Source organism: Nocardia cyriacigeorgica, from assembly GCF_029868385.1.
GTDB lineage: Bacteria > Actinomycetota > Actinomycetes > Mycobacteriales > Mycobacteriaceae > Nocardia > Nocardia cyriacigeorgica_F.
The window spans coordinates 347,270-367,020 of the sequence record NZ_JARWNX010000064.1 but is presented as its reverse complement, the minus strand read 5'-3'; the positions used below and the strand labels follow the sequence as shown (position 1 = coordinate 367,020).

The following is a 19,751-nucleotide window of genomic DNA, read 5'->3' as shown; positions in this document are numbered from 1 at the left end:
ATTCTCCGGCATAATCGCGTGGGTACCAGCCGCGATAGCGGCCGCCGATACATGAGTCGGGGAGGGAGGACGGATGCGGGCGAATCAGCAAGGTGGCCAACCTCTTCGCCGTCCGCTTCGCCGCACCGCACTGACCGGTACCGCTGTCGCCGTCATCGCCGACATACTCGCTGTCGACCGGTCGCGGATCAGCACCACCGCCCCGTTCGCCGACCTCGGTCTGAGTTCCGCGCAACTGGCCCGGTTGAGCGCGCATCTGGAAGACGCGTTCGGCGTCGAGGTGCCGGTCACCGCACTGTACGACCATCCCGATATCGAACAACTGGTCGACTCCCTCATGCGATGACCGCATCCCATTCCACCTCGCCGCCGATATCGGTCATCGGAATCGGCTGCCGACTGCCCGGAGCCGATGGCGCCGAAGAACTCTGGCGACTGTTGCTCGACGGCCGCGACGCCACCGGGATGCCACCGGAGGGCCGGGCGGGGCATCGACGCGGCGGCTATCTGCCACATATCGACCGGTTCGACAACGAATGGTTCGGCATCTCCGGCCGGGAGGCCGCACTGATGGATCCGCAGCAGCGGATCATGCTGGAGGTGGCGGTCGAGGCGCTCGATGATGCGGGGATCGGTTATCGCGCAGCGGGTTCGGCCGCGGCGGTGGTCGTCGGTGCCTGCGGATTCGAGCACGGCGGGATGGTGCTCGGACGCGGCGGATACGATCCGCCGTACGCGGTGACCGGTTCGGCGGCGAGCATCATCGCCAATCGGCTGTCCTATGTGCTCGACCTGCGCGGGCCGAGCATGGTGATCGATACGGCCTGTTCGTCATCGCTGGTCGCGGTGGACCTCGCGGTGCGGATGCTCGCCGATCCCGCGGTGCCGTTCGCGGTGGTCGGCGGCGTGAATCTGACACTGCTGCCGCATACCACCGATTATCTGGCCGAGGCCGGGTTCCTCTCCCCCGAGGGCCGCTGCGCACCGTTCGATACGGCCGCCGACGGGTACGTTCGCGGTGAGGGGTGCGCCGTCGTCGTGCTGCAACGCAGTGCCGACGCGATGCGCGAGGGGAACCGCGTCTACGCCGAGATCGCCGGCTCCGCCGTCGGTTCCGATGGGCGGTCCAACGGGTTGTACGCGCCGAACGGGCGGGCGCAGCGCGAGGTCATCCGGGCTGCGTGGTCGCGGGCGGGCACCACCCCCGACGTCATGGGCTATCTCGAATGCCACGGCACCGGGACCGCTCTGGGTGACGCGGTCGAGATCGGCGCCCTGGCCGAAGTGCGCGGCAAGGCCGATCGCACCACGTGGATCGGTTCGTTGAAGTCCGGTGTCGGGCATCTGGAGGCGGCGGCCGGTGTCTGCGGGCTGATCAAGGCGGCGCTGGCGGTACATCACGGAACCATCCCGCCCACCGCGAATTTCGTGTCGCCCAGCTCCCTGCTGCGCCTCGAGGAACGTGGGCTGCGGGTACCGGACGTGCCGATCGATTGGGGTGGCGTACCGGTCACCGAGCGGTACGCCGGGGTCAGCTCGTTCGGTTTCGGCGGAACCAACGCGCACGTCGCGCTGCGCGGCGCGGCGGCGCGGGTGGCGGTCCGAGAGTTGGATCCACCATTTCTCATTCCGTTGACGGGGCGTGATGCGGACGATCTGCGAGAAGCGGCGCTGCTGATGGCGCGGATGGTCGATCCGGCGAGCTTCGATGTCAGCGAACCGGATACTCCCGGTGACTGGTTCAGCCATGGGGACAGTCCGCGGCCAGCTGGTGAGATCGAGAAGTTCGATATCGAGTCGGGTCGCGATATGGCCGATCCCGTATCGAGCGCGGGAGAGCTGTCGCCTCCGTTCGAGCCCTTGTCCGAGGTCGGCGATCCAGCGCATTCGCCCCGGTCGAGCAATCCACACCCAGCGACCGGGCCCAGGGTCGGGTGGACCGCACCGACCGCGAACCTTCGCGCGGACCGGATTTCCTTGCCCACCTTGGCCACTGGATCGGCCCGACGCATCGGTGAATCCGCACGGGCGGCGGTGCTCGCCGATGGCCGCGAGGACGCCGTGACGCGGCTGCGGGCTTTGGCGGCGGGTGCGTCCGATCCGCGGGTGATCGGCCCGACCACACGCAGACGCCCCGGCGGACTGCTGTTCCTGTTCTCCGGCCAGGGTGGGCAGCATGCGCGGATGGGGCGGGTGCTCGCCGCGCGCTATCCGGTGTTCGCGCAGGCCCTCACCGCCGCTGCCGATGCCGTCGCGGAAGCGGGCGGGCCACGGGTGTGGACACCGCGCCGCGGGTTCGGCGGAGACGGAACCGACCGGAGCGCAACGGACTTCGTACAGCCCGCACTGTTCGCCTATCAGATCGCGATGGCCGAACTGCTCACCGCGCTCGGCGTGCGGCCCGACGCGGTGGCCGGACACAGCCTCGGTGAAGTGGCGGCCGCCGCGGTGAGCGGGGCGTTGACGCTGGACGATGCGGCCAGGGTGGTGGTCGCGCGCAGCCGGGCGCTCGCCCGGCTGGACGGTCGCGGTGCGATGGCGGTACTGGAGGCCGAGGCGGAGCAGGTGGCGCTGATGGTGGAGCCGCTGCGCGCCTCGGTGGGGATCGCGGCGATCAACGGGCCGCGGTCGGTGGTGGTGTCGGGGGAGCTGCGTGCGGTGGACACCGTGGTGCGGCGGGCCCGGCGGCGCGGGATCTTCGCGCGGCGGGTCGCGGTCGAGTTCGCCGCGCACAGTCCGCAGGTCGAGGCGGTGCTGCCGGAGTTCGGCGCGGCCATCAAGGATATCGTCGCGCGCGTCCCGCATACGCCGGTGCATTCCACCGCGTACGCGGGACACGTGATCACCTCCGACGCCATGGGCGCGCAGTACTGGCTCGATAATGTCAGGGGCACAGTCGAACTCGCGCGGGCACTGGACGGCGCCGCGGAGACCGGGATGACGACGGTGCTGGAAATCGGCCCGCATCCACTGCTGACCCCGGCGGTGCGCGATCAGCCGGATTTCGGTGCGTCCGCCCATCCCGCGACCACCCGCGAGGATGAGGCGACCGGCCTGCTGACCTGTCTCGCGCAGCTGTATCTCGAAGGCCGATCGGTGGATTGGTCGACGCAGGGCCGTTTCGACGGTGTACCGCGCAGGCAGTGGCGGCGGCGCCGGTTTCCCTTGGTCACCGGTGCCGCACCGGTGCGCGCGGACGATCTCGGCGAGCATGTGGTCGATGGTGTGCCACTGGTACCCGCCGCCTACTGGTTGCGGCGGTTCATCCAGCTGGCGCGGGAATCGGGCCGGTCGACGATCACCGAGGTGGTCGTGCACCAGCCGCTCGCGGCCGACGCGACGGCCGAGGTGGTGTACCGGCGCGAATCGGCAAGTGTGCGGGCGGAGGCCCCGGGTGCCGGAACGCTGGCTAAAGCACGGCTCACCGATGACCCCACACCCGGTGACATCATCGCATGGATGCGGGTGGTCGATGCCAATCGGGCTGGTCGCAGTGGTTTGCGGGTCATCGCCCCCACCGCGTTCTACGCGGCGTTGCGCGAGCGCGGACTCGAATACGGCCCGGCGTTCCGGCCGCTACGCGCCATCGCGGGCGGCCGCGAACGCGCCATCGGCGCTTTCACCGCGGCCGATATCGAACACACCGCGACCATCGACGGCTGCCTGCAACTGCTGGCCGCCCTAGAGCACACCGCACTGCCCGCCGACGCCACCCCATTGCCGATCGCCATCGGCTCGGCCTGGCTGTCACCGGCGCCGGACTGCCGCATCCACGAAGCGCACGCCCTGCTGCGCACCCGCACCACCTCCGGCCTCATCGGCGACGTCATCGCCACCGACCAGCACGGTGCTCCCGCCCTCGCCCTCACCGGCGTCCAGATCCGCTTCACCCGGCCGTCCCACGAACCCGCGGGTCGGCCCGCGATTCCGGGAACTCGCGCGCATGCACCCGCGCTCTCCAGTGGCGACCACGCGCGTGCGAGCGCCGGGCACGCCAGTGATATCCCCGCCGACCTCGACTTCGATCCCTGGCAGCCGATTCCGCCGATAGCCGTCGACGGGCGCACCAAGCACCCGACAGGATTTCGCCCGGGACCACAGTCGGACCGCCCGGCAGATCGGGCGATTCACGCCTTGTCGCGCGGCATCGGCCAGTCGCCGACACGGACGGGGCACCTCTCGATCGGCTCGGCCGATCACACCGCGCCGGAGCACGGGGGCACACCGAACATCTGGTGGCGCGAGGTGTGGGAACCACTCTCGCTCACTTCGGTGGAGCCGAGACGATCTCGCGATCCGGTTGCCGATCTCCGGCGGACGCTGGTGGTCGGGGAATCGGATGCTGCGGTTCGGCTGACACGGGTGTTGGATCGGTTGCTGCCCAGTGAACGGGTCGCGCGGGAGGTCGACGCGGCGGGCCCGATCGTGGACGCGGTGCTGGCGGGGCGGACGGCGGCCGCGCGTACGGCTGTCGTGGTGGTGTGGCCCACGGACGGCGCGGAACCCGTCGCATCGGGAGCAGGGGCCGTCGTTGATCGGATCGGACGGGTGTTGGATCTGGTGCGGCGGGTGGTGCGGAGTCCGGCCGCCGCATCGCTGACGATGGTGCTGCCTGTTCCGCGTCCCGGTCATGAGCGCGGGGCCGAGCTGAGCGCGGCCGGTGGTGTCGCGGGTCTGCTGCGTTCGGTGCAGCTGGAATCGGGGCGGACGCTGCGGCTGGTGTGGGCCGACGAGGCAGCCGACCCGGAAACGCTCGCCCGCTTCATCACCGACCCGTCGCCGCGAGTGCCGACCGAAGTGCGACTCATGGCGGACGGGGCCGCAATCCGCAGGTTCGTGGCGGCCGATCCGCAGCCGCTGCCCGCCACCATCGACCCGCACGGCACCTATGTGGTGTCGGGCGGGCTCGGTGCGCTCGGTTCGGTGGCGGTGCGCTGGCTGCTCGACGGCGGTGCGCGCGATGTGGTGGTGCCCACGCGGGCGCCGCGCCCGGTGCCACCGCTGCTGGACGGTCTGGAGGATCGCATCGTGGTGGTGCGCTGCGATACCGCCGACCGGACCGATCTCGATCACGCACTGCGCGATATTCGCGAATGCGGTTCCACCATCCGCGGTGTGGTGCATGCCGCTGGTGCGTTGGAGGACGCCCTCATCGAGGATGTCACGACCGCACAGTTGGATCGGATGTTCGCGCCGAAGCTGGCCGCCGCCACCAATCTCATCGAACTCACCGCCACCGATCCCACCGATTTCGTGCTGCTGTTCTCCTCGGCGACCGGCGCGTTCGGCGCCCCCGGCCAAGCCGCCTACGCCTGTGCGAACGCCGCCATGGACACTCTCGCGCACTGCTATCCGCGCCGCCGGATCACCAGTATCGGCTGGGGTCTGTGGGATTCGGGTCTGTCCGAAGGGGCAGGTGGGGCCCAGCATCTGCGGCTCGCGGGCATCGTGCCCTTCGACGGTGCGCGCGGCGCCGAGCTGTTGCAGGAGGCCATCGGCCATCAGGCGCCGCATCTGGTGGCGATGGACTACCGGCCGACCGCCGACCGGTCACCGGTCGCGATACGTCTGGCGCAGCTGTTGGGTCCCCGGCCCGACCTGGAATCCCCTCTCACGCCGGGTAGCCTGCCTGCCGCCGACCAGCGGAAGGCATCCGGTGCACGCCCGAAGAGCCATGGGTACGAACCGCTCGCCCGACGCCTCGCGCCGCACGCATACCGGGTGGAGGAGCCCGAGCCGTTGATTCCGCTGATACGCCGGGTCCTGGCGACGACGTTGCGTATCGCGTTCGAACATGTGGACACCACCGCCGATTTCAACGATCTGGGGTTGACGTCCCTCCTCGCGGTGGAGATGCGGCGCGCGCTGGAACAGGAGCTGAATATCCGTATCGCGACCGCCGAATTGTTCCGACATCCGACTGTCGAAACCCTCGCGGCCGCGCTGGCCGAGCGGATCGAACCCGCCGACCGGATCTCATGACGACGGCTTCGGACCTTTTACCCGAGCAGGTCACTCGCCATGCGCGCGACCGTCCGGGAGCGACCGCTTTCATCGAATTACGCTATCGGGGAACCGAATACGATCCCACGACACTCACCTATGCCGAGCTGGATCAGTACGCGCGACACTATGCGCGGATACTGCGTGATATCAGCGCGCCCGGTGACCGTGTCGCGATCATGTGCCCGCACGGATCGACCTATCCGATCGCCTTTCTGGCCTGTCTCTATGCCGAACGCATTGCCGTGCCATTGTTTCCGATGACACGCCCCAATGATTCGGAGCGGCTGGAATCCGTGCTTGCCGATGCTCGACCGACTGTCGCGCTGATCGGCGCGGGTGATCACCGCACAGCCTCGGCTTGCGATCGCATCCACACCGTGGCCGTCGAGTTCCCCGCTACCGGCCACCCGGCCACGAATCCCGAATCGCCGACGGTGTCGCAGGTCCGCGCCGAGAATACGGCCTACCTCCAGTACACCTCAGGCTCCACACGCACACCCACCGGTGTCGAGGTGACGCATGCGAATCTGGCTGCCGCACTGAAACAATTGCGCACCGCACTGCCGCCCACGCGATCGGCGCCCATCGTGTCCTGGCTACCGTTCTTCCACGATATGGGTCTGGTATTCGGTCTGTCGCTGCCGTTGTATTCCGGTGTGCCCGCCGTGACCATGGCCCCGACCGAATTCGTCAAACGCCCGGCACGCTGGCTACGCGCTTGCGCCGACTACCGTGCCGGTGCGACCGCCACCCCGAATTTCGGTTTGTCCCTGGCGATTTCACAGACAACTCCAGCCGAACGCGCGAACCTCGATCTCTCCGCACTTCAGGTGATCCTGAACGGAGCGGAACCGGTGCGAGCGGACACTCTCACCGAATTCACCGCGACCTACCGAGCCAACGGATTCCGGCATCAGGCCCACACCCCCGGATTCGGCCTTGCCGAGGCGACGCTGCCGGTGACCATCGCCGCCCACGATGAAGAACCGGTAATACGGCTGTTCGACCGCGCGGCCCTCGGCGCTGGACGAGCGGTCGTCGTCGACGATCCGAGCGGAGTGCGGCTGGTCGGCTGCGGTACGCCGGTGGGGCAGCGAATCGCCATCGCCGACCCGGATCGCGGCATCGCCTCGGGGCCCGGCGAGGTCGGTGAGGTCTGGGTCGCCGGTCCGAATGTGTGCGGCGGCTATTTCGAGAGCCCGTGGTCATCGGCACGGACCTTCGACAACACGCTCCCCGGAACAGGCGAACGCTGGCTGCGCACCGGCGATCTCGGTTTCCGGTACGACGGACAGCTGTTCATCGCGGGCCGCCGCAAGGATCTGATCGTGGTGGACGGCCGCAACCACCATGCGGCCGATATCGAGGCGACCGTCGCCGATTGCGCACCGGAACTGCGGACCGGGCGGATCGCCGCCTTCGGCCATGATGACGGCGCCGGCGAGCGGTTGGTCCTGGTCGCGGAGATATCGGCGCCCGGCATTATCGCGGCCGAGGTGAGCAGGCGGATCGGCGTCGCGGTCGCCGCGGTCCATGACATCGCGCCGATGGATATCGTGCTGACCGCCCGCGATCGGCTACCGCTCACCAGCAGCGGAAAGCTACGCCGTTCGGCGTGCCGGGACCGGTATGCGGCGGGCACACTCTGAGTTCAGAGATGGCGCGCTCAGTCGGTACGCCCGAGTAGCCTGTCGGTTTCGCGGCGTTCACGTTTGGTCGGCCGACCGGCGCCACGGTCGCGGCGCGGCATGGTGGCCAGGATTTCCCGCGACGGTGGCGGCGGGCTGCGGTCGATCAGGCATTGTGCGGCGATCGGAGCGCTGACTCGTTTGCTGATGACGCGCTCGACGATCACGATGCGTTCGATCCCGCTGACCCTGATGCGGACCTCATCACCCGGCCGGACGGGCTGGGCGGGTTTGGCGGTGGCGCCGTTGACGCGGACATGTCCGCCGCGGCAGGCTTCGGCCGCCGCGGAGCGGGTTTTGAACAGGCGCACCGCCCACGTCCAGGAATCCACTCGGGCCTGGACTGCGGTGTTCTGGTTGCCGGGTTCGGCGCGGGCCACTCGTCAGAGGATACGGCGTGCGGTGACCACGTCGTCGGGGGTCAGCGAGGTGTAGGAGACCGGGGTGCCGGACTGCACCGCATTGAGCAGCTGACCGCCGCCCGCGTAGATGCCGACGTGACCGCCACCGTTGGTGATGACGATATCGCCGGGACGCAGTTCGTTGAACGACACCGGAGCGCCGACGTGCGACTGTTCGAAGCTGGTGCGTGGCAACTGGACTCCGGCCTGCCGGTAGGCCCACTGGACCAGACCGGAGCAGTCGAAGCTGAACGGGCCCGCCGCGCCCCAGGAGTACTGGGCGCCGACCTTGGTCTTGGCGGCATTGAGGGCGATATCGCCGGGGGAGTTGTCGAACATGCCCGGCATCACCGGGGCGAAACCGGGGACTCCCGGCGCCGGGGCGGCGGCCTGCGGCCCGCCCTGTGCGTGCGGGGCCATCGCGGCCTGCAACTGATTGTTGAGCTGTTCCACCGGCTGCTCGAACTCGGGCGGAACGTCCACGTCGAACTTGCCGACGCCGGGGATGTCGATCGTGGCCGCCGATGCCGAAATGGCGGGCATGGCCCCTGTGGATGCTGCCACCGCGCCCATGACGAGCGCACTCTTGACGGAATTCGGCAAACGAGAATCCCGCTGCAAGCTGTGTTTACCCACTGAGCTGCGTCTCCGATCTTCGTGCTCTACCGCCGACCGAACGAGGCTGGGTACAACCTGTCGAGGCTCGGTTCGACAGCCGAGATCCACGAATCCCGACCGACGATGAAGCGGTGACTCAGGTGGCGCCGCCTCTCTGACGAAGCGACAGACTCCACTAAGTCACGAGAAGATTACGGTGCCGACGCGATGTTGTCCAGCGCACAGAGCAGGGACTTTCCCCGAACTGCATACGCGAATGCAAACACAGTGCGAAACCTGATCATTGGCCGAACCGACCTCGGAATAACGTACCGATATCGCCGAACTGATCCCGTTATCCGACCGATGCCGAAGTCGGGCCAGCGTCCGAACTGGTCACAGCGCTACGAGGTACCTCGGTACGCGGTGGTGGACAACTCGGCATCCGCACAGCAATCACCCATGGCCGCCCGCGATGGGGTAGGTCGATCACCTCGATTGACGTAGCCATCTACTCGCGTTCCGGAACCGGAGCGGACAGATGCTCGATACAGCGGACCGATCGGGCCGCGATCGAATCGAATGGAAGTGATCAATCATGCGTACAACCACATCGACCAGGGCTCGTAGACGACGCGGCACCCGGATCGGTATCGCCGTGACCGGATTGGGCGCGGCCGCGGCCGCATTCACGATCGCGGCGCCGACCGCGGGAGCGGGGGCGCTCGGCGTCAATGTGCAACCGGGGATGAGCATCGGACTGGGCACCCCGTACGGGACCGGCTGCTCGTACCAGGTGACCGCATCGGTCGACAACCCGGGCCAACCCGTCCACTTCAGCGATAACGGTACGGGCGCGACATTCAATCCGAATCCGAAGAACCCGACCGGCCTGACCGCGACCACGACCTGGACACCGGCCACACCCGGCACACACGCCATCCTGGCGTGGCAAGGGGGAGTCCCCTCGCCGCCACAGATCATCGTGGTCGGCACCGGCATCAACACCGGATCCGGTTGCGCGGTAATGCCCTGACCGCTCGGCCACGGACTCCCCTCGCCCGACGCGGGCACGACCGGCGGTGCGGACCAGCCCCAGGTCCGGACCACCGCGTGGTCACGAGGGGGCCGACCCACTCGCGATATCGGCGACCGTCCGCTCGAGTTCCTCGATCCGGCGCCGCGCCGCGGCCAACTCGACCTCCAATTGCCCGACCGCCATCACCAGCGGACCGACGGCCAGATCGGCCACCAACTGCGGATCGTCGTAGCCGCGTTCGATGGCGATCAGAATATTGGCGCGAATCCGGCGTGCGACCACCGATCCGGCCGGAACCTCCCAGGACTCGACGACCTCGGCCGTGCCGGAGGGAATGTCCTCGTCGCCGGACATGTGTGACTCCAATCCTCGGGGAAACCCAGCTTAGTTTCGGTGCCGTCGGCGCCGGTGCCGCCGCTGCGTGATCATGATCCGATAGCCGTATCTAGGACACGCCGTAGAGATCCCCAGATATCGCTGATCGAACGCGCTACGGTGTCGAGGCATGGACCCCGTGCGCAATCCGTATGCTCCGGGCGCCGGACAGCGCCCGCCCGAATTGGCCGGGCGTGGCAAACAACTCGACGCCTTCGATATCGTGCTCGAGCGCATCGCGCGTGGCAGGCCCGAACGCAGCGTCGTGCTCACCGGCCTGCGCGGGGTCGGAAAGACCGTGCTGCTCAACCAGCTTCGCTCGGCCGCCGTCTCGCGCGGCTGGGGCACCGGCAAGATCGAGGCCAGACCCGATCAGGAATTGCGGCGCCCACTCTCCTCGGCGCTGCACATGGCGGTGCGCGCCATCGCGATGGCACACCGCAATCCGGAACGGGTGGACGATTTCCTCGGTATCCTCAAGGCCTTCGCACTGCGCTCCACCGCCGACAAGGGCATGCGGGAACGCTGGCAGCCCGGTATCGACGTACCGGCGGTGACCGGCCGCGCCGATTCCGGCGATATCGAGATCGACCTGGTGGAACTGCTGATCGAGGCGGCCGCGCTGGCTGCGGATATCGGGGTGGGGATCGCGATCTTCATCGATGAGATGCAGGATCTGGGCCCGGCCGATATCTCGGCCATCTGCGGCGCCTGCCACGAGTTGAGCCAGGACGCGGCGCCGCTGATCGTGGTCGGCGCGGGACTGCCACATCTGCCCGCGGTGCTCTCGGCGTCCAAGAGCTATTCCGAGCGGCTGTTCAGCTATCACCGGATCGACCGGCTGGATCGGGAATCGGCCGATAAGGCGCTGATCGCGCCCGCCGAACGCGAAGAGGTGAAGTTCACCGACGACGCCTTGCGCGCGCTCTACCAGAAGGCCGACGGCTACCCGTATTTCGTACAGGCCTACGGCAAGGCCACCTGGGATCAGGCTCCCGGTAGCCCGATCACCGCCGAGGACGTCGAAGTCGCGGCGCCGACCGCCGAGGAGGAACTCGCGGTCGGCTTCTTCGGCTCGCGGTATGAACGCGCGACCCCGGCCGAACGCGAGTACATGCGTGCGATGGCCGATCTGTCCGGCGACGACGGCCCGGTCGCGACCTCGGCGGTGGCCTCCGAACTCGGCCGGAAACCGGCGTCGCTGTCACCGGCGCGTGACGGCCTGATCAAGAAGGGCCTGATCTATTCGGCCGAACGCGGGACGATCGGGTTCACCGTGCCGCATTTCGGCCGCTATCTGCGCAGCGTGGCCTAGCCCGGTAGAAATACCTGCGCTCCAGACCTACCGGCGGGTAACCGACTTTCCTACACTCGGATGTGATCCCGATCACTTCCGAGGAGCAGATATGGCCACCACCGCGAAAGTCGACGCCACCGAGGAACAGGCCCGCGCACTCGTCGAAGAATCCCGCGAAACCGGCTGGGCCAAGCCATCGTTCGCCAAGGAGATGTTTCTCGGGCGCTTCCGGCTCGATCTGATCCACCCCTATCCGCGTCCCACCGCCGAGGACACCGACCGCACCGACGAATTCCTGGCCCGGCTGCGTCCGGTCTGCGCGGATATGGACGGCGCGGTGATCGAAGCACAATCCCGCATCCCCGACGATTACGTCAGCGCGCTGGCCGACCTCGGCTGTTTCGGTCTGAAGATCCCGCGCGAATACGGCGGCCAGGGGCTTTCCCAGTACGGCTACAACCGCGCCCTCATGCTGGTGGGCTCGACCCATCCCAGCCTCGGGGTGCTGCTGTCGGCGCATCAGTCCATCGGCGTGCCCGAACCGCTGAAACTCGCGGGCACCGACGACCAGAAGCGCGAATTCCTGCCGCGCTGCGCCGCGGGCGCGGTCAGCGCGTTCCTGCTCACCGAACCCGATGTCGGTTCCGATCCGGCCCGTATGGCCAGCACCGCGACACCGATCGAGGACGGCGAAGCCTATGAACTCAACGGGGTGAAGCTCTGGACCACCAACGGCGTCGTGGCCGAACTGCTGGTGGTGATGGCGCGCGTACCCAAGAGTGAAGGGCATCGCGGCGGCATCTCGGCCTTCGTGGTCGAGGCCGATTCACCGGGATTGACGGTGGAGCGGCGCAATTCGTTCATGGGTCTGCGCGGTATCGAGAACGGCGTGACCAGGATGCACAACGTCCGGGTACCGGCGCGCAATCTGATCGGCCGTGAGGGCGACGGGCTCAAGATCGCGCTCACCACGTTGAACGCGGGCAGGCTCGCCATCCCCGCCCTGTGCACGGCGGCGTCGAAGTGGTCGCTCAAGATCGCCCGTGAATGGAGTACCCAGCGGGTGCAGTGGGGCAGGCCCGTCGGTGAGCACGCCGCCGTCGGGGCAAAGTTGTCGTTCATCGCCGCCACCACCTTCGCCCTGGAAGCCGTGCTCGATCTGTCGGCCACCATGTGCGACGAGGGCCGCAACGACATCAGGATCGAAGCCGCGCTGGCCAAACTGTGGTCGAGCGAGATGAGCTGCCGGGTGGTCGACGAGCTGGTTCAGATCCGTGGTGGGCGCGGCTATGAGACCGCCGCCTCGCTGGCCGCGCGTGGGGAACGCGCCGTCCCCGCCGAACAGGTGCTGCGCGATCTGCGGATCAACCGGATCTTCGAGGGTTCGAGCGAGATCATGCGGCTGTTGATCGCCAGGGAGATGGCCGATGCGCATATGGCCGCCGCGGGGGCGCTGGTCGACCGCGACGCGGAGTTGAAGGACAAGGCCAAGGCCGCGGTCGGCGCCGGTGGGTTCTATGCCAAATGGTTTCCGCAGCTGGCCGTCGGCGCGGGCACCGTACCGGCGAGCTATCCCGAATTCGGCCCGCTGGCCACGCATCTGCGTTTCGTCGAACGCAATGCCCGCAAGCAGGCGCGGTCGCTGATGTACGCGATGGCGCGCTGGCAGGCCGGGCTGGAGTACCGGCAGAACTTCCTCGGCCGCATCGTCGATATCGGCGCGGAGCTGTTCGCCATGTCGGCGGCCTGCGTCCGGGCCCAGGACCTGCGGACCGCCGGCGCCGTGGAGGCGAGCTCGGCCACCGAGCTGGCCGACACCTTCTGCCGACAGTCACGGGCGCGGGTGCGGGCCCTGTTCGACGCGCTGTGGGACAACACCGACGACGAAGACCGCACCCTCACCCGCGGCATCCTCGACGGGCGCCACGATTGGCTCGAGGACGGTGTGCTGGATCCGAGCGAGGGCACCGGCCCGTGGATCGCCGAATGGCAGTTCGGACCGTCCACCGAAGCCAATCTGCTGCGCCCGTTCCTGCCGTCGACCCGCCGGGTGGGCACCTGACGGGCCGACAGCGCGCCGATCAGCAGGTGCCGTCCCTCCCACACATACGCATCATCATCTGCCAGGTATCCGACCCGACGACGCCGTCCGCGCGGATGCCGACGTGGCGCTGGAAATTGCGTACCGCCGCGATGGTGTCATCGCCGTACTTTCCGTCGACGGCGACGCTGCCGTTGCCGTAATTCCCGCTGAGGAACCTCTGCACCGCCGAGACGCAGTCGCCGCGCGCGCCCGATCGCAATGTGTCCCCCTCGGCGGCGCAGTCGACCAATGTCTGCACCGCCGCGGCCGAACCCCGCCCCGCCGATTCCCCGCCGGGGGAGGCCTCCTCCGGGGAGGCGTGCGCGACCGCGCCGAACGCGCTCGCGGCCACCGCCGCGATCATCACCGCGCGCAGCGCTCGGCGGGCCCCATTGCGGCGCATCCGGTTCATTCGATTCATCTGGATCTCCTCGTCTTCCACTGCCGGACAAGTGATTCGGAGCTGCTCCGAATCCGATGAACCGAATGTAGGAATCCGCGCCAATACCTCGGTAACGCCGCGGTAATGGCTCACCAGTCCGGCGTCAGCGCACCTGCCGGACACACCCGAAGCAAGGTGGAGCCGAGCCGGATCCGGTCGCCCGGCTCGATGACACCGGACGGGTCGATCCGCCGATCGTTGACGTAGACGCCGTTGGACGATCCGAGGTCCTCGATCCGCGCGGTCTCCCCGTCGGTGTCGACGCGGGCGTGATCACGGCTCACCTTCGGATCGGTCAGCCGGATATCGTTGCCCGCGCCGCGCCCGATGGTGAGGCCCGCCGCGGTCACCTCGAAACGCTGCCCGTCCACAGTGGCGAGCACCACCGCACCGGGCGATTCCTGAACGGTGGCCTGTTCGGCGACGACTCGACGCGCGAGCACCGCGCCCGCGACTTCCGGCAGCGGCTCATGCCGCAGAATCCGTTCCTGCAACGACCACAGCGCCGGGGCCGCGTCCATGCCCTGCGCGCGACGCCGATCGAGGACGGCCCGGCAGGCGGCCAGGGCTTCGTCGTCGCGGCCGCATTGATACAGCGCGGTCCCGAATCGGAGCCAGGCCGCCTCATCGGTGGGTGCGGCGTCGGCCAGCACCCGCAGTTCGCCGATGATCTCGGCCGCGCGCCCGCACCTCAGATCCATATCGATCCGGTCGTTGAGCGCCTGTTTTCGCTCCTCACCGAACCGCGTGACGAACATGTCGACGAACTTCGACGGCCCGAGCCCGTCCAACCCCGACCCGGTCCATTCGTCGAGCGCCTGCCGCAGCAGCGCGGCGGCCCGTGGGTGATCGCCGTGGTCGCGGGCCGATGCGGCCCGGATACGCAGATCGGCGAATCGGCTGGCATCGCAGTGCTCACGGCCGATGGCGAGCCGGTAGCAGCCGTTATCGGTGCGCAGCAGCTCGGTGTCGGCCAGACCGGCCGCGCGGAGGGCGGATCGGATCTCGGCGATCCGGTTCTGTAGCGCCTTCCGGTAGGTGGGCGGTGGATTGTCGTCCCAGACGTGGTTGCCGAGCTGCTCGGGCGAGAGCGCGGCGCCGCGGGCGTCTGCCAGTACGGCCAGGGTGGTCAGTGTCAGATTGGCGCGGATGTCGAGCGGGCGGCCCTCGACCAGCAGCCTTACCGGCCCGAGCAGCCGGAGGTCTATCGCGGCGTTCAGCTCGACCGCCGACAGGTACCGGAGAAACGGCCGTCCGATTCCGCGAACACCGGCCATTCGACCACTTCGGTACGCGTCTGCGGGCCGTAGATGCCATCGACCTTGACGCCGTTGTCCTGTTGCAGATGACGTATCGCGGTCATGGTGGGGTGGTCGTATACGCCATTGACGGCGACCGGGATGGCATGGCACAGCGACAGCGCGCGCTGCACGGCGGCGACACCGTCGCCGCGATCACCCTGGTTGAGAATGCACAGCGAGTCGTCGCGGTCGTGTTCGCGGCTCGGCACCTGCACATATGTGCCCGCACCGGCCGGAAGACGGATCGGCCAGTAGCAGCGCGCGCTGAGGCGTTCACCCGCGTCGCCGGGCGATCCCGGTGACACGGCGGCGCCGGATCCCGCTGGCGCGTCGGGTTCGGATCCCACACCGAACAGGACGACACCGACGGCCACCGCGCCCACCACGACGGCCGCCGCGACCGGCCACCAGCGCGCAATGCCGCGACCAGCGGTCGAGCCGGGTGCCGGATGAGACGTTTCACCCGACTCCGCTCGCCCGGCGCCGCGAACCGCATCGTCCAGCGGCTCGGGTGCGGTCTCCTCGGTGTTCGTGGGCGGATGCGCACCGGTATTCGTTGCGTCGGCGGTGGCTGCGGAATCGACCGTTGCCGGATCACTCGATTCGGCGGATGTCGTCGTCGAGGCAGCCGATTCCCGCGTGGTGGACGTCGTGTCGTCGGGGAGCGTGGTGCTGGGTGACACCGCGTGCGGATCCACCGCATACCCGGCCGTTTCGCCAGGCTGCGGCGATGACACGCCGTCCAACGCCGCGCGGGCGGCGGCGGCGAGTTCGGCGCAGGACTGGTAGCGCAGGTCGGGTTCCTTCGCCATGGCCTTGGCGATCACCGCGTCCAGGGCGGCGGGCAACGCCGGGCGCAGCGCGGTCGGGACCGGGGCGGGCTCATGGCGGTGGGCGTGGATCAGTTCTCGATTGCCGCGGCCGGGATAGGGCACCGAACCCGTCAGCAGCTGGTAGAGGGAGGCGCCGAGGGAGTAGATATCGGATCGGTGGTCGGGCACGGAGCTGACGAACCGTTCCGGCGCGACGTAGTGCGGGGTGTATTCGCGCGTGTCCGCCATGGTGAGGGTGGCCGCGTCATCGAGGCTGCGGGCGATGCCGAAATCGGCGACCAGGGTGCGCTCCCGGCCGTCGAATATGGTGACCAGCAGGTTGGACGGCTTGATATCGCGGTGGACGACATTGTTGCGGTGGGCGTAATCGAGGCCGATGGCCGCATCGGCGATGATGCGCACGGCGCGGCCGGGGTCGAGCCCGCGCGGTTCGAGGGCCAGCAGTTCGGCGGCATCGTGACCGTCGACGTACTCCATCTCGATCCAGCAGACGCCGTCGGTCTCACCACGGTCCCCGATCGTGACGATGTTGTCGTGGGAGAGCCCGCACACCAGATCGGCTTCCCGCCCGAACAGCTGGATATTGCGCCTGCCCGCCTTCGCCGGGTCGAGGACCTTCAGCGCCACCGTTCTCGGTAGACGCGGATGGACGGCGCGGTAGACCACACCCATTCCGCCCGCGCCGAGCACATCCTCGATCCGATATCCGGCGAACGGTTCACCCAACCGCAGTACCACGTGTCGTCCTCTGAGGTCCCGGCGCCCGCCCGCACGAAGTATCCGGCGCAGTGCTGCGCGATCTGTCGGTTCGCATACGCTACAAGACTTTTCGCGGATACGAGAACGGAACCTCGGCACACGCTCGAACCCGCCGCGAGCAGAATCTTCCGATATCTAGCGAATACGATCGATTGCCGAATACAAGCCTGACGAATCCCCTCAGCACTTTCTGCGCATTTCTAGCTGAACCGCTAGATAGGTCAAGATTCACCTGTCGACTCGCCTCCACACCAGATCGACCACCGGACTCGGTTCGGCAACGTGTGCATAACGCCAGGTCCGCGCGGCTAACGAGGCGCAATCGGGTAGCGACAAGCGGACAAGAACGCTCCGACCACGGTGCGGGCGCATATCGCACGGTGAGGCCAGACAGGAGAAATTCATGTCGACGACGACCCTCGCTCGCCGGGCCGCCGATTACGACGGCCATCGCATCACGGTGTCCACCGACGACGGCGTCCCGCTCGCCGTGCGCACCTTCGGCTCCGAGACCGCGCCGCTGACGGTGGTCTTCGTGCACGGACACTGCCTGCGCACCGAATCGTGGTCGTATCTGCGCGAGCACCTACTGCGCCAGTGGGGCGAGGACACCCAGATGGTGTTCTACGACCACCGCGGCCACGGTGAATCCGGCGCGGGCGATACCGCGACCTACACCATCGAACAGCTCGCCCGCGATCTGGACACTGTGCTGCGGACGGTGGCGCCGAGCGGACCGGTGGTGCTGGTCGGGCATTCCATGGGCGCCATGGTGGTGCTGGCTTATTCGCGGCTGTTCCCGCAGACGATCGGGACCAGGGTCGTCGGGGTCGGACTCATCGCGGGCGCGGCCAACGGGCTCACCGAGGTGGGACTCGGCCGACTGCTGAATCGGCATGCGGTGAATTCACTGCATTTCGCGGTGCGCCGGGCGCCGCGATTCATGCAGGCATCGAAAAGGCTGTCGCGGCGAATCCTCGAACCTATCGTCCGGGATGCGAATTTCGGTACCAGAAAGGTGAATCCGCGCCTGGTCGCGCTCGCCACCGCCATGCTGAACGAGACCTCGCTGCTCACCATGGCCGGATTCCTCGCCTCCCTGATGGCCTTCGACGAGACCGCCGCCCTGCATCGACTCGGCGCGATCCCCGCACTGGTGCTCGCGGGCACCGCCGACATCATCGTCCCGTTCGCACATTCGGTCGCCCTGGCCTCGCAGCTGTCGGACTCGGAACTGGTCCGACTCGAAGGAGCAGGTCACGGCGTGATCCTCGAACGGGCGGAGGAGGTCGCCGCCTCGGTGGCCGGATTGGTCGAGCGGGCCTTCGGTGCGGCCAGCGGACACGGCAGGGAGTACGCGGTCGCCGGATGATCGTTTACCTACTCGCCGGTACTCGACGAGCCGATTCCGCGAACTCGAGCTACTGTGTTGTAGATCACGATGTGTGGTCGGTCACACGACACGCCGTCACGCGGCCAGCGAGGTCCGCGCGGTAGCCGATCCGGATGACCGGGTATGAACTCAGGAGGAATCGATGACACGCAGCGAATTCGCGGATCTCCGCTACGCCGTCGGCCAACTCCGGCAGTCCATAGAGGCACTGCGCGCGAACTACGGCGACGCCAATACGGTGCGCCGCCTGGAAAACGATCTGGAGCGGCTCGCCATCGACACCGACGAGCTCGAGCAGTCACCACCGCCGGTGGTGACCAGGCGCTCACAGGCTCCCATCTATGTCCCGGACAGCAAGTCCGACGAGGCCGCCTGGATGGGCGCGCAGGACGAAGGCCTCGGCTTCCATTCGCGTCCGCGCACGAAGTAGCCCCACCCGACGTCCGCCCGCATCGCGTGGGCGGACGTCGTGCGTTCACCTCGGGATTGGTTCCCACCTCGACGAGTTGCCACCGGTTCACCACACCGGCGCGCAGCCATCGTCAGCCGATCGACTGTGATGGAAATCACCACCTCGCGAGAGGGTCCGCGTCGGCGAGACCCTGCTCGAGCGCTAGCACCCCCGGCGTATGGTGCTCCTCATCACATTCGATCGCGGAGGTAATGATGACCACCCGCACCGCGGATCAGCGAGGGATCGACCGGTGAGTGCCGCACCGACCGTGACCCCGGAATCGGGCACCGGCGTATTCAGCAGGACCAGGGCCCGCATCTCGCAGCAGACGCTGCGCACCGACCGATGGTGGGTGCCCCCACTGTTCACGGTGCTCGGTCTGGCCACATTCGTGATCTACGCGACGATCAGATCGTATGTGCGCACGGCATATTGGGTCGCCGACTACCACTATCTGACCCCGTTCTACTCACCGTGCCTGAGCACCTCGTGCGTGGCGGGGTCCAGCCATTTCGGTACGCCGTTCGGGGAGATCCCGGCGATCCTGCCGCTCGGTTTCGTGGCGCTGCCGTTCCTGCTCGGCTTCCGGCTGACCTGCTACTACTACCGCAAGGCCTACTACCGGTCGGTGTGGCTGTCGCCGCCAGCCTGCGCGGTGGCCGAACCGCACAGGGCCTACAGCGGTGAGACCAGGCTGCCGTTGATCATCCAGAACGTGCACCGCTATTTCTTCTACGTCGCGGTGATCATCTCGGTGATCAACACCTACGACGCCATCGGCGCCTATCACGGCGCATCCGGCGGATTCGGCATGGGACTGGGCAGTCTGATCCTCACCGGCAATGTGATCCTGCTGTGGGCCTACACCGTGTCATGCCATTCCTGCCGACATATCGCGGGCGGCAGGCTCAAACACTTCTCCGCCCATCCGGTGCGGTACTGGCTCTGGACCCAGGTCTCCAAGCTGAACACCAGGCATATGGCCCTGGCCTGGACCACCCTCGGCACGCTCATGCTGACCGACTTCTACGTGATGTTGGTTGCCAGCGGGACGATTTCGGATCTTCGCTTCATCGACTGAGG

Annotated in this window: 15 protein-coding genes; 9 read left to right on the top strand and 6 right to left on the bottom strand. The window is 67.9% G+C overall.

Annotation, left to right across the window (positions count from 1 at the left end; genetic code table 11):
* The first annotated feature begins 73 nt into the window (after window positions 1-73).
* Genes QH168_RS27045 through QH168_RS27035 form a run of 3 tightly spaced genes read left to right on the top strand, consistent with a single transcriptional unit; the run spans window position 74 to window position 7,655 of the window.
* A complete protein-coding gene (locus QH168_RS27045) occupies window positions 74-346 on the top strand; it encodes an acyl carrier protein (protein ID WP_280468785.1) in 273 nt (90 codons plus the stop codon).
* Window positions 343-5,982: a type I polyketide synthase gene (locus QH168_RS27040; RefSeq protein ID WP_280468783.1), complete on the top strand. Its 5,640-nt coding sequence runs from the start codon at window positions 343-345 to the stop codon at window positions 5,980-5,982. Before QH168_RS27045 ends, QH168_RS27040 begins: the two co-directional genes overlap by 4 nt.
* Entirely contained in the window at window positions 5,979-7,655 is a 1,677-nt protein-coding gene (locus tag QH168_RS27035; protein WP_280468782.1) for a fatty acyl-AMP ligase, read from the top strand. The genes QH168_RS27040 and QH168_RS27035 overlap by 4 nt, the downstream gene beginning before the upstream one ends.
* A 17-nt stretch (window positions 7,656-7,672) precedes the next feature.
* On the opposite strand, the gene QH168_RS27030 is transcribed toward QH168_RS27035, so the two are convergent.
* Both QH168_RS27030 and QH168_RS27025 read right to left on the bottom strand, forming a co-directional pair.
* Window positions 7,673-8,074, bottom strand: a complete 402-nt coding sequence (locus QH168_RS27030; protein ID WP_280468781.1) for an RNA-binding S4 domain-containing protein — start codon at window positions 8,072-8,074, stop codon at window positions 7,673-7,675.
* Between the two features lie 3 nt (window positions 8,075-8,077).
* A complete protein-coding gene (locus QH168_RS27025; protein ID WP_280468938.1) occupies window positions 8,078-8,668 on the bottom strand; it encodes a C40 family peptidase in 591 nt (196 codons plus the stop codon).
* 622 nt (window positions 8,669-9,290) lie between these two features.
* Between QH168_RS27025 and QH168_RS27020 the strand changes: the two genes are divergently transcribed.
* The gene (locus tag QH168_RS27020; RefSeq protein WP_280468779.1) at window positions 9,291-9,728 is read left to right on the top strand and encodes a hypothetical protein; all 438 of its coding nucleotides are present in this window, start codon (window positions 9,291-9,293) and stop codon (window positions 9,726-9,728) included.
* 81 nt (window positions 9,729-9,809) lie between these two features.
* On the opposite strand, the gene QH168_RS27015 is transcribed toward QH168_RS27020, so the two are convergent.
* Complete coding sequence (locus QH168_RS27015) at window positions 9,810-10,085, bottom strand: hypothetical protein (protein ID WP_280468778.1); 276 nt, start codon at window positions 10,083-10,085, stop codon at window positions 9,810-9,812.
* A gap of 151 nt (window positions 10,086-10,236) precedes the next feature.
* Between QH168_RS27015 and QH168_RS27010 the strand changes: the two genes are divergently transcribed.
* Entirely contained in the window at window positions 10,237-11,421 is a 1,185-nt protein-coding gene (locus QH168_RS27010; protein ID WP_280468777.1) for an AAA family ATPase, read from the top strand.
* Between the two features lie 91 nt (window positions 11,422-11,512).
* Window positions 11,513-13,465 (top strand): acyl-CoA dehydrogenase family protein, encoded by a 1,953-nt coding sequence (locus tag QH168_RS27005; protein ID WP_280468776.1) that lies wholly within the window; start codon window positions 11,513-11,515, stop codon window positions 13,463-13,465.
* A gap of 19 nt (window positions 13,466-13,484) precedes the next feature.
* On the opposite strand, the gene QH168_RS27000 is transcribed toward QH168_RS27005, so the two are convergent.
* From QH168_RS27000 to QH168_RS26990, 3 genes are all read right to left on the bottom strand, one after another.
* Window positions 13,485-13,907, bottom strand: a complete 423-nt coding sequence (locus tag QH168_RS27000) for a peptidoglycan-binding domain-containing protein (protein WP_280468775.1) — start codon at window positions 13,905-13,907, stop codon at window positions 13,485-13,487.
* 110 nt (window positions 13,908-14,017) lie between these two features.
* Complete coding sequence (locus QH168_RS26995; protein WP_280468774.1) at window positions 14,018-15,205, bottom strand: BTAD domain-containing putative transcriptional regulator; 1,188 nt, start codon at window positions 15,203-15,205, stop codon at window positions 14,018-14,020.
* Complete coding sequence (locus QH168_RS26990; RefSeq protein WP_280468773.1) at window positions 15,145-16,800, bottom strand: serine/threonine-protein kinase; 1,656 nt, start codon at window positions 16,798-16,800, stop codon at window positions 15,145-15,147. The genes QH168_RS26995 and QH168_RS26990 overlap by 61 nt, the downstream gene beginning before the upstream one ends.
* A 424-nt stretch (window positions 16,801-17,224) precedes the next feature.
* Here QH168_RS26990 and QH168_RS26985 point away from each other — a divergent pair, with 424 nt between their 5' ends.
* The 3 genes from QH168_RS26985 (at window position 17,225) to QH168_RS26975 (ending at window position 19,749) form a co-directional block, all read left to right on the top strand.
* On the top strand, window positions 17,225-18,193 hold the full coding sequence (locus QH168_RS26985) for an alpha/beta fold hydrolase (RefSeq protein ID WP_280468772.1): 969 nt from the start codon (window positions 17,225-17,227) through the stop codon (window positions 18,191-18,193).
* 163 nt (window positions 18,194-18,356) lie between these two features.
* The gene (locus tag QH168_RS26980; protein ID WP_280468770.1) at window positions 18,357-18,644 is read left to right on the top strand and encodes a hypothetical protein; all 288 of its coding nucleotides are present in this window, start codon (window positions 18,357-18,359) and stop codon (window positions 18,642-18,644) included.
* A gap of 274 nt (window positions 18,645-18,918) precedes the next feature.
* A complete protein-coding gene (locus tag QH168_RS26975) occupies window positions 18,919-19,749 on the top strand; it encodes a hypothetical protein (RefSeq protein ID WP_280468768.1) in 831 nt (276 codons plus the stop codon).
* The last annotated feature ends 2 nt before the right edge of the window (window positions 19,750-19,751 follow it).

What these genes read in the sequence shown, in the direction of transcription:
- QH168_RS27045 (WP_280468785.1), top strand. Translation starts at nt 74, where the DNA reads ATGCGGGCGAATCAGCAAGGTGGCCAACCTCTTCGCCGTCCGCTTCGC.
- QH168_RS27005 (WP_280468776.1), top strand. Translation starts at nt 11,513, where the DNA reads ATGGCCACCACCGCGAAAGTCGACGCCACCGAGGAACAGGCCCGCGCA.
- QH168_RS26995 (WP_280468774.1), bottom strand. Translation starts at nt 15,205, where the DNA reads ATGGCCGGTGTTCGCGGAATCGGACGGCCGTTTCTCCGGTACCTGTCG.
- QH168_RS27040 (WP_280468783.1), top strand. Translation starts at nt 343, where the DNA reads ATGACCGCATCCCATTCCACCTCGCCGCCGATATCGGTCATCGGAATC.
- QH168_RS27025 (WP_280468938.1), bottom strand. Translation starts at nt 8,668, where the DNA reads ATGGGCGCGGTGGCAGCATCCACAGGGGCCATGCCCGCCATTTCGGCA.
- QH168_RS27000 (WP_280468775.1), bottom strand. Translation starts at nt 13,907, where the DNA reads ATGAATCGAATGAACCGGATGCGCCGCAATGGGGCCCGCCGAGCGCTG.
- QH168_RS26980 (WP_280468770.1), top strand. Translation starts at nt 18,357, where the DNA reads ATGACACGCAGCGAATTCGCGGATCTCCGCTACGCCGTCGGCCAACTC.
- QH168_RS27020 (WP_280468779.1), top strand. Translation starts at nt 9,291, where the DNA reads ATGCGTACAACCACATCGACCAGGGCTCGTAGACGACGCGGCACCCGG.
- QH168_RS27010 (WP_280468777.1), top strand. Translation starts at nt 10,237, where the DNA reads ATGGACCCCGTGCGCAATCCGTATGCTCCGGGCGCCGGACAGCGCCCG.
- QH168_RS26985 (WP_280468772.1), top strand. Translation starts at nt 17,225, where the DNA reads ATGTCGACGACGACCCTCGCTCGCCGGGCCGCCGATTACGACGGCCAT.
- QH168_RS27035 (WP_280468782.1), top strand. Translation starts at nt 5,979, where the DNA reads ATGACGACGGCTTCGGACCTTTTACCCGAGCAGGTCACTCGCCATGCG.
- QH168_RS27015 (WP_280468778.1), bottom strand. Translation starts at nt 10,085, where the DNA reads ATGTCCGGCGACGAGGACATTCCCTCCGGCACGGCCGAGGTCGTCGAG.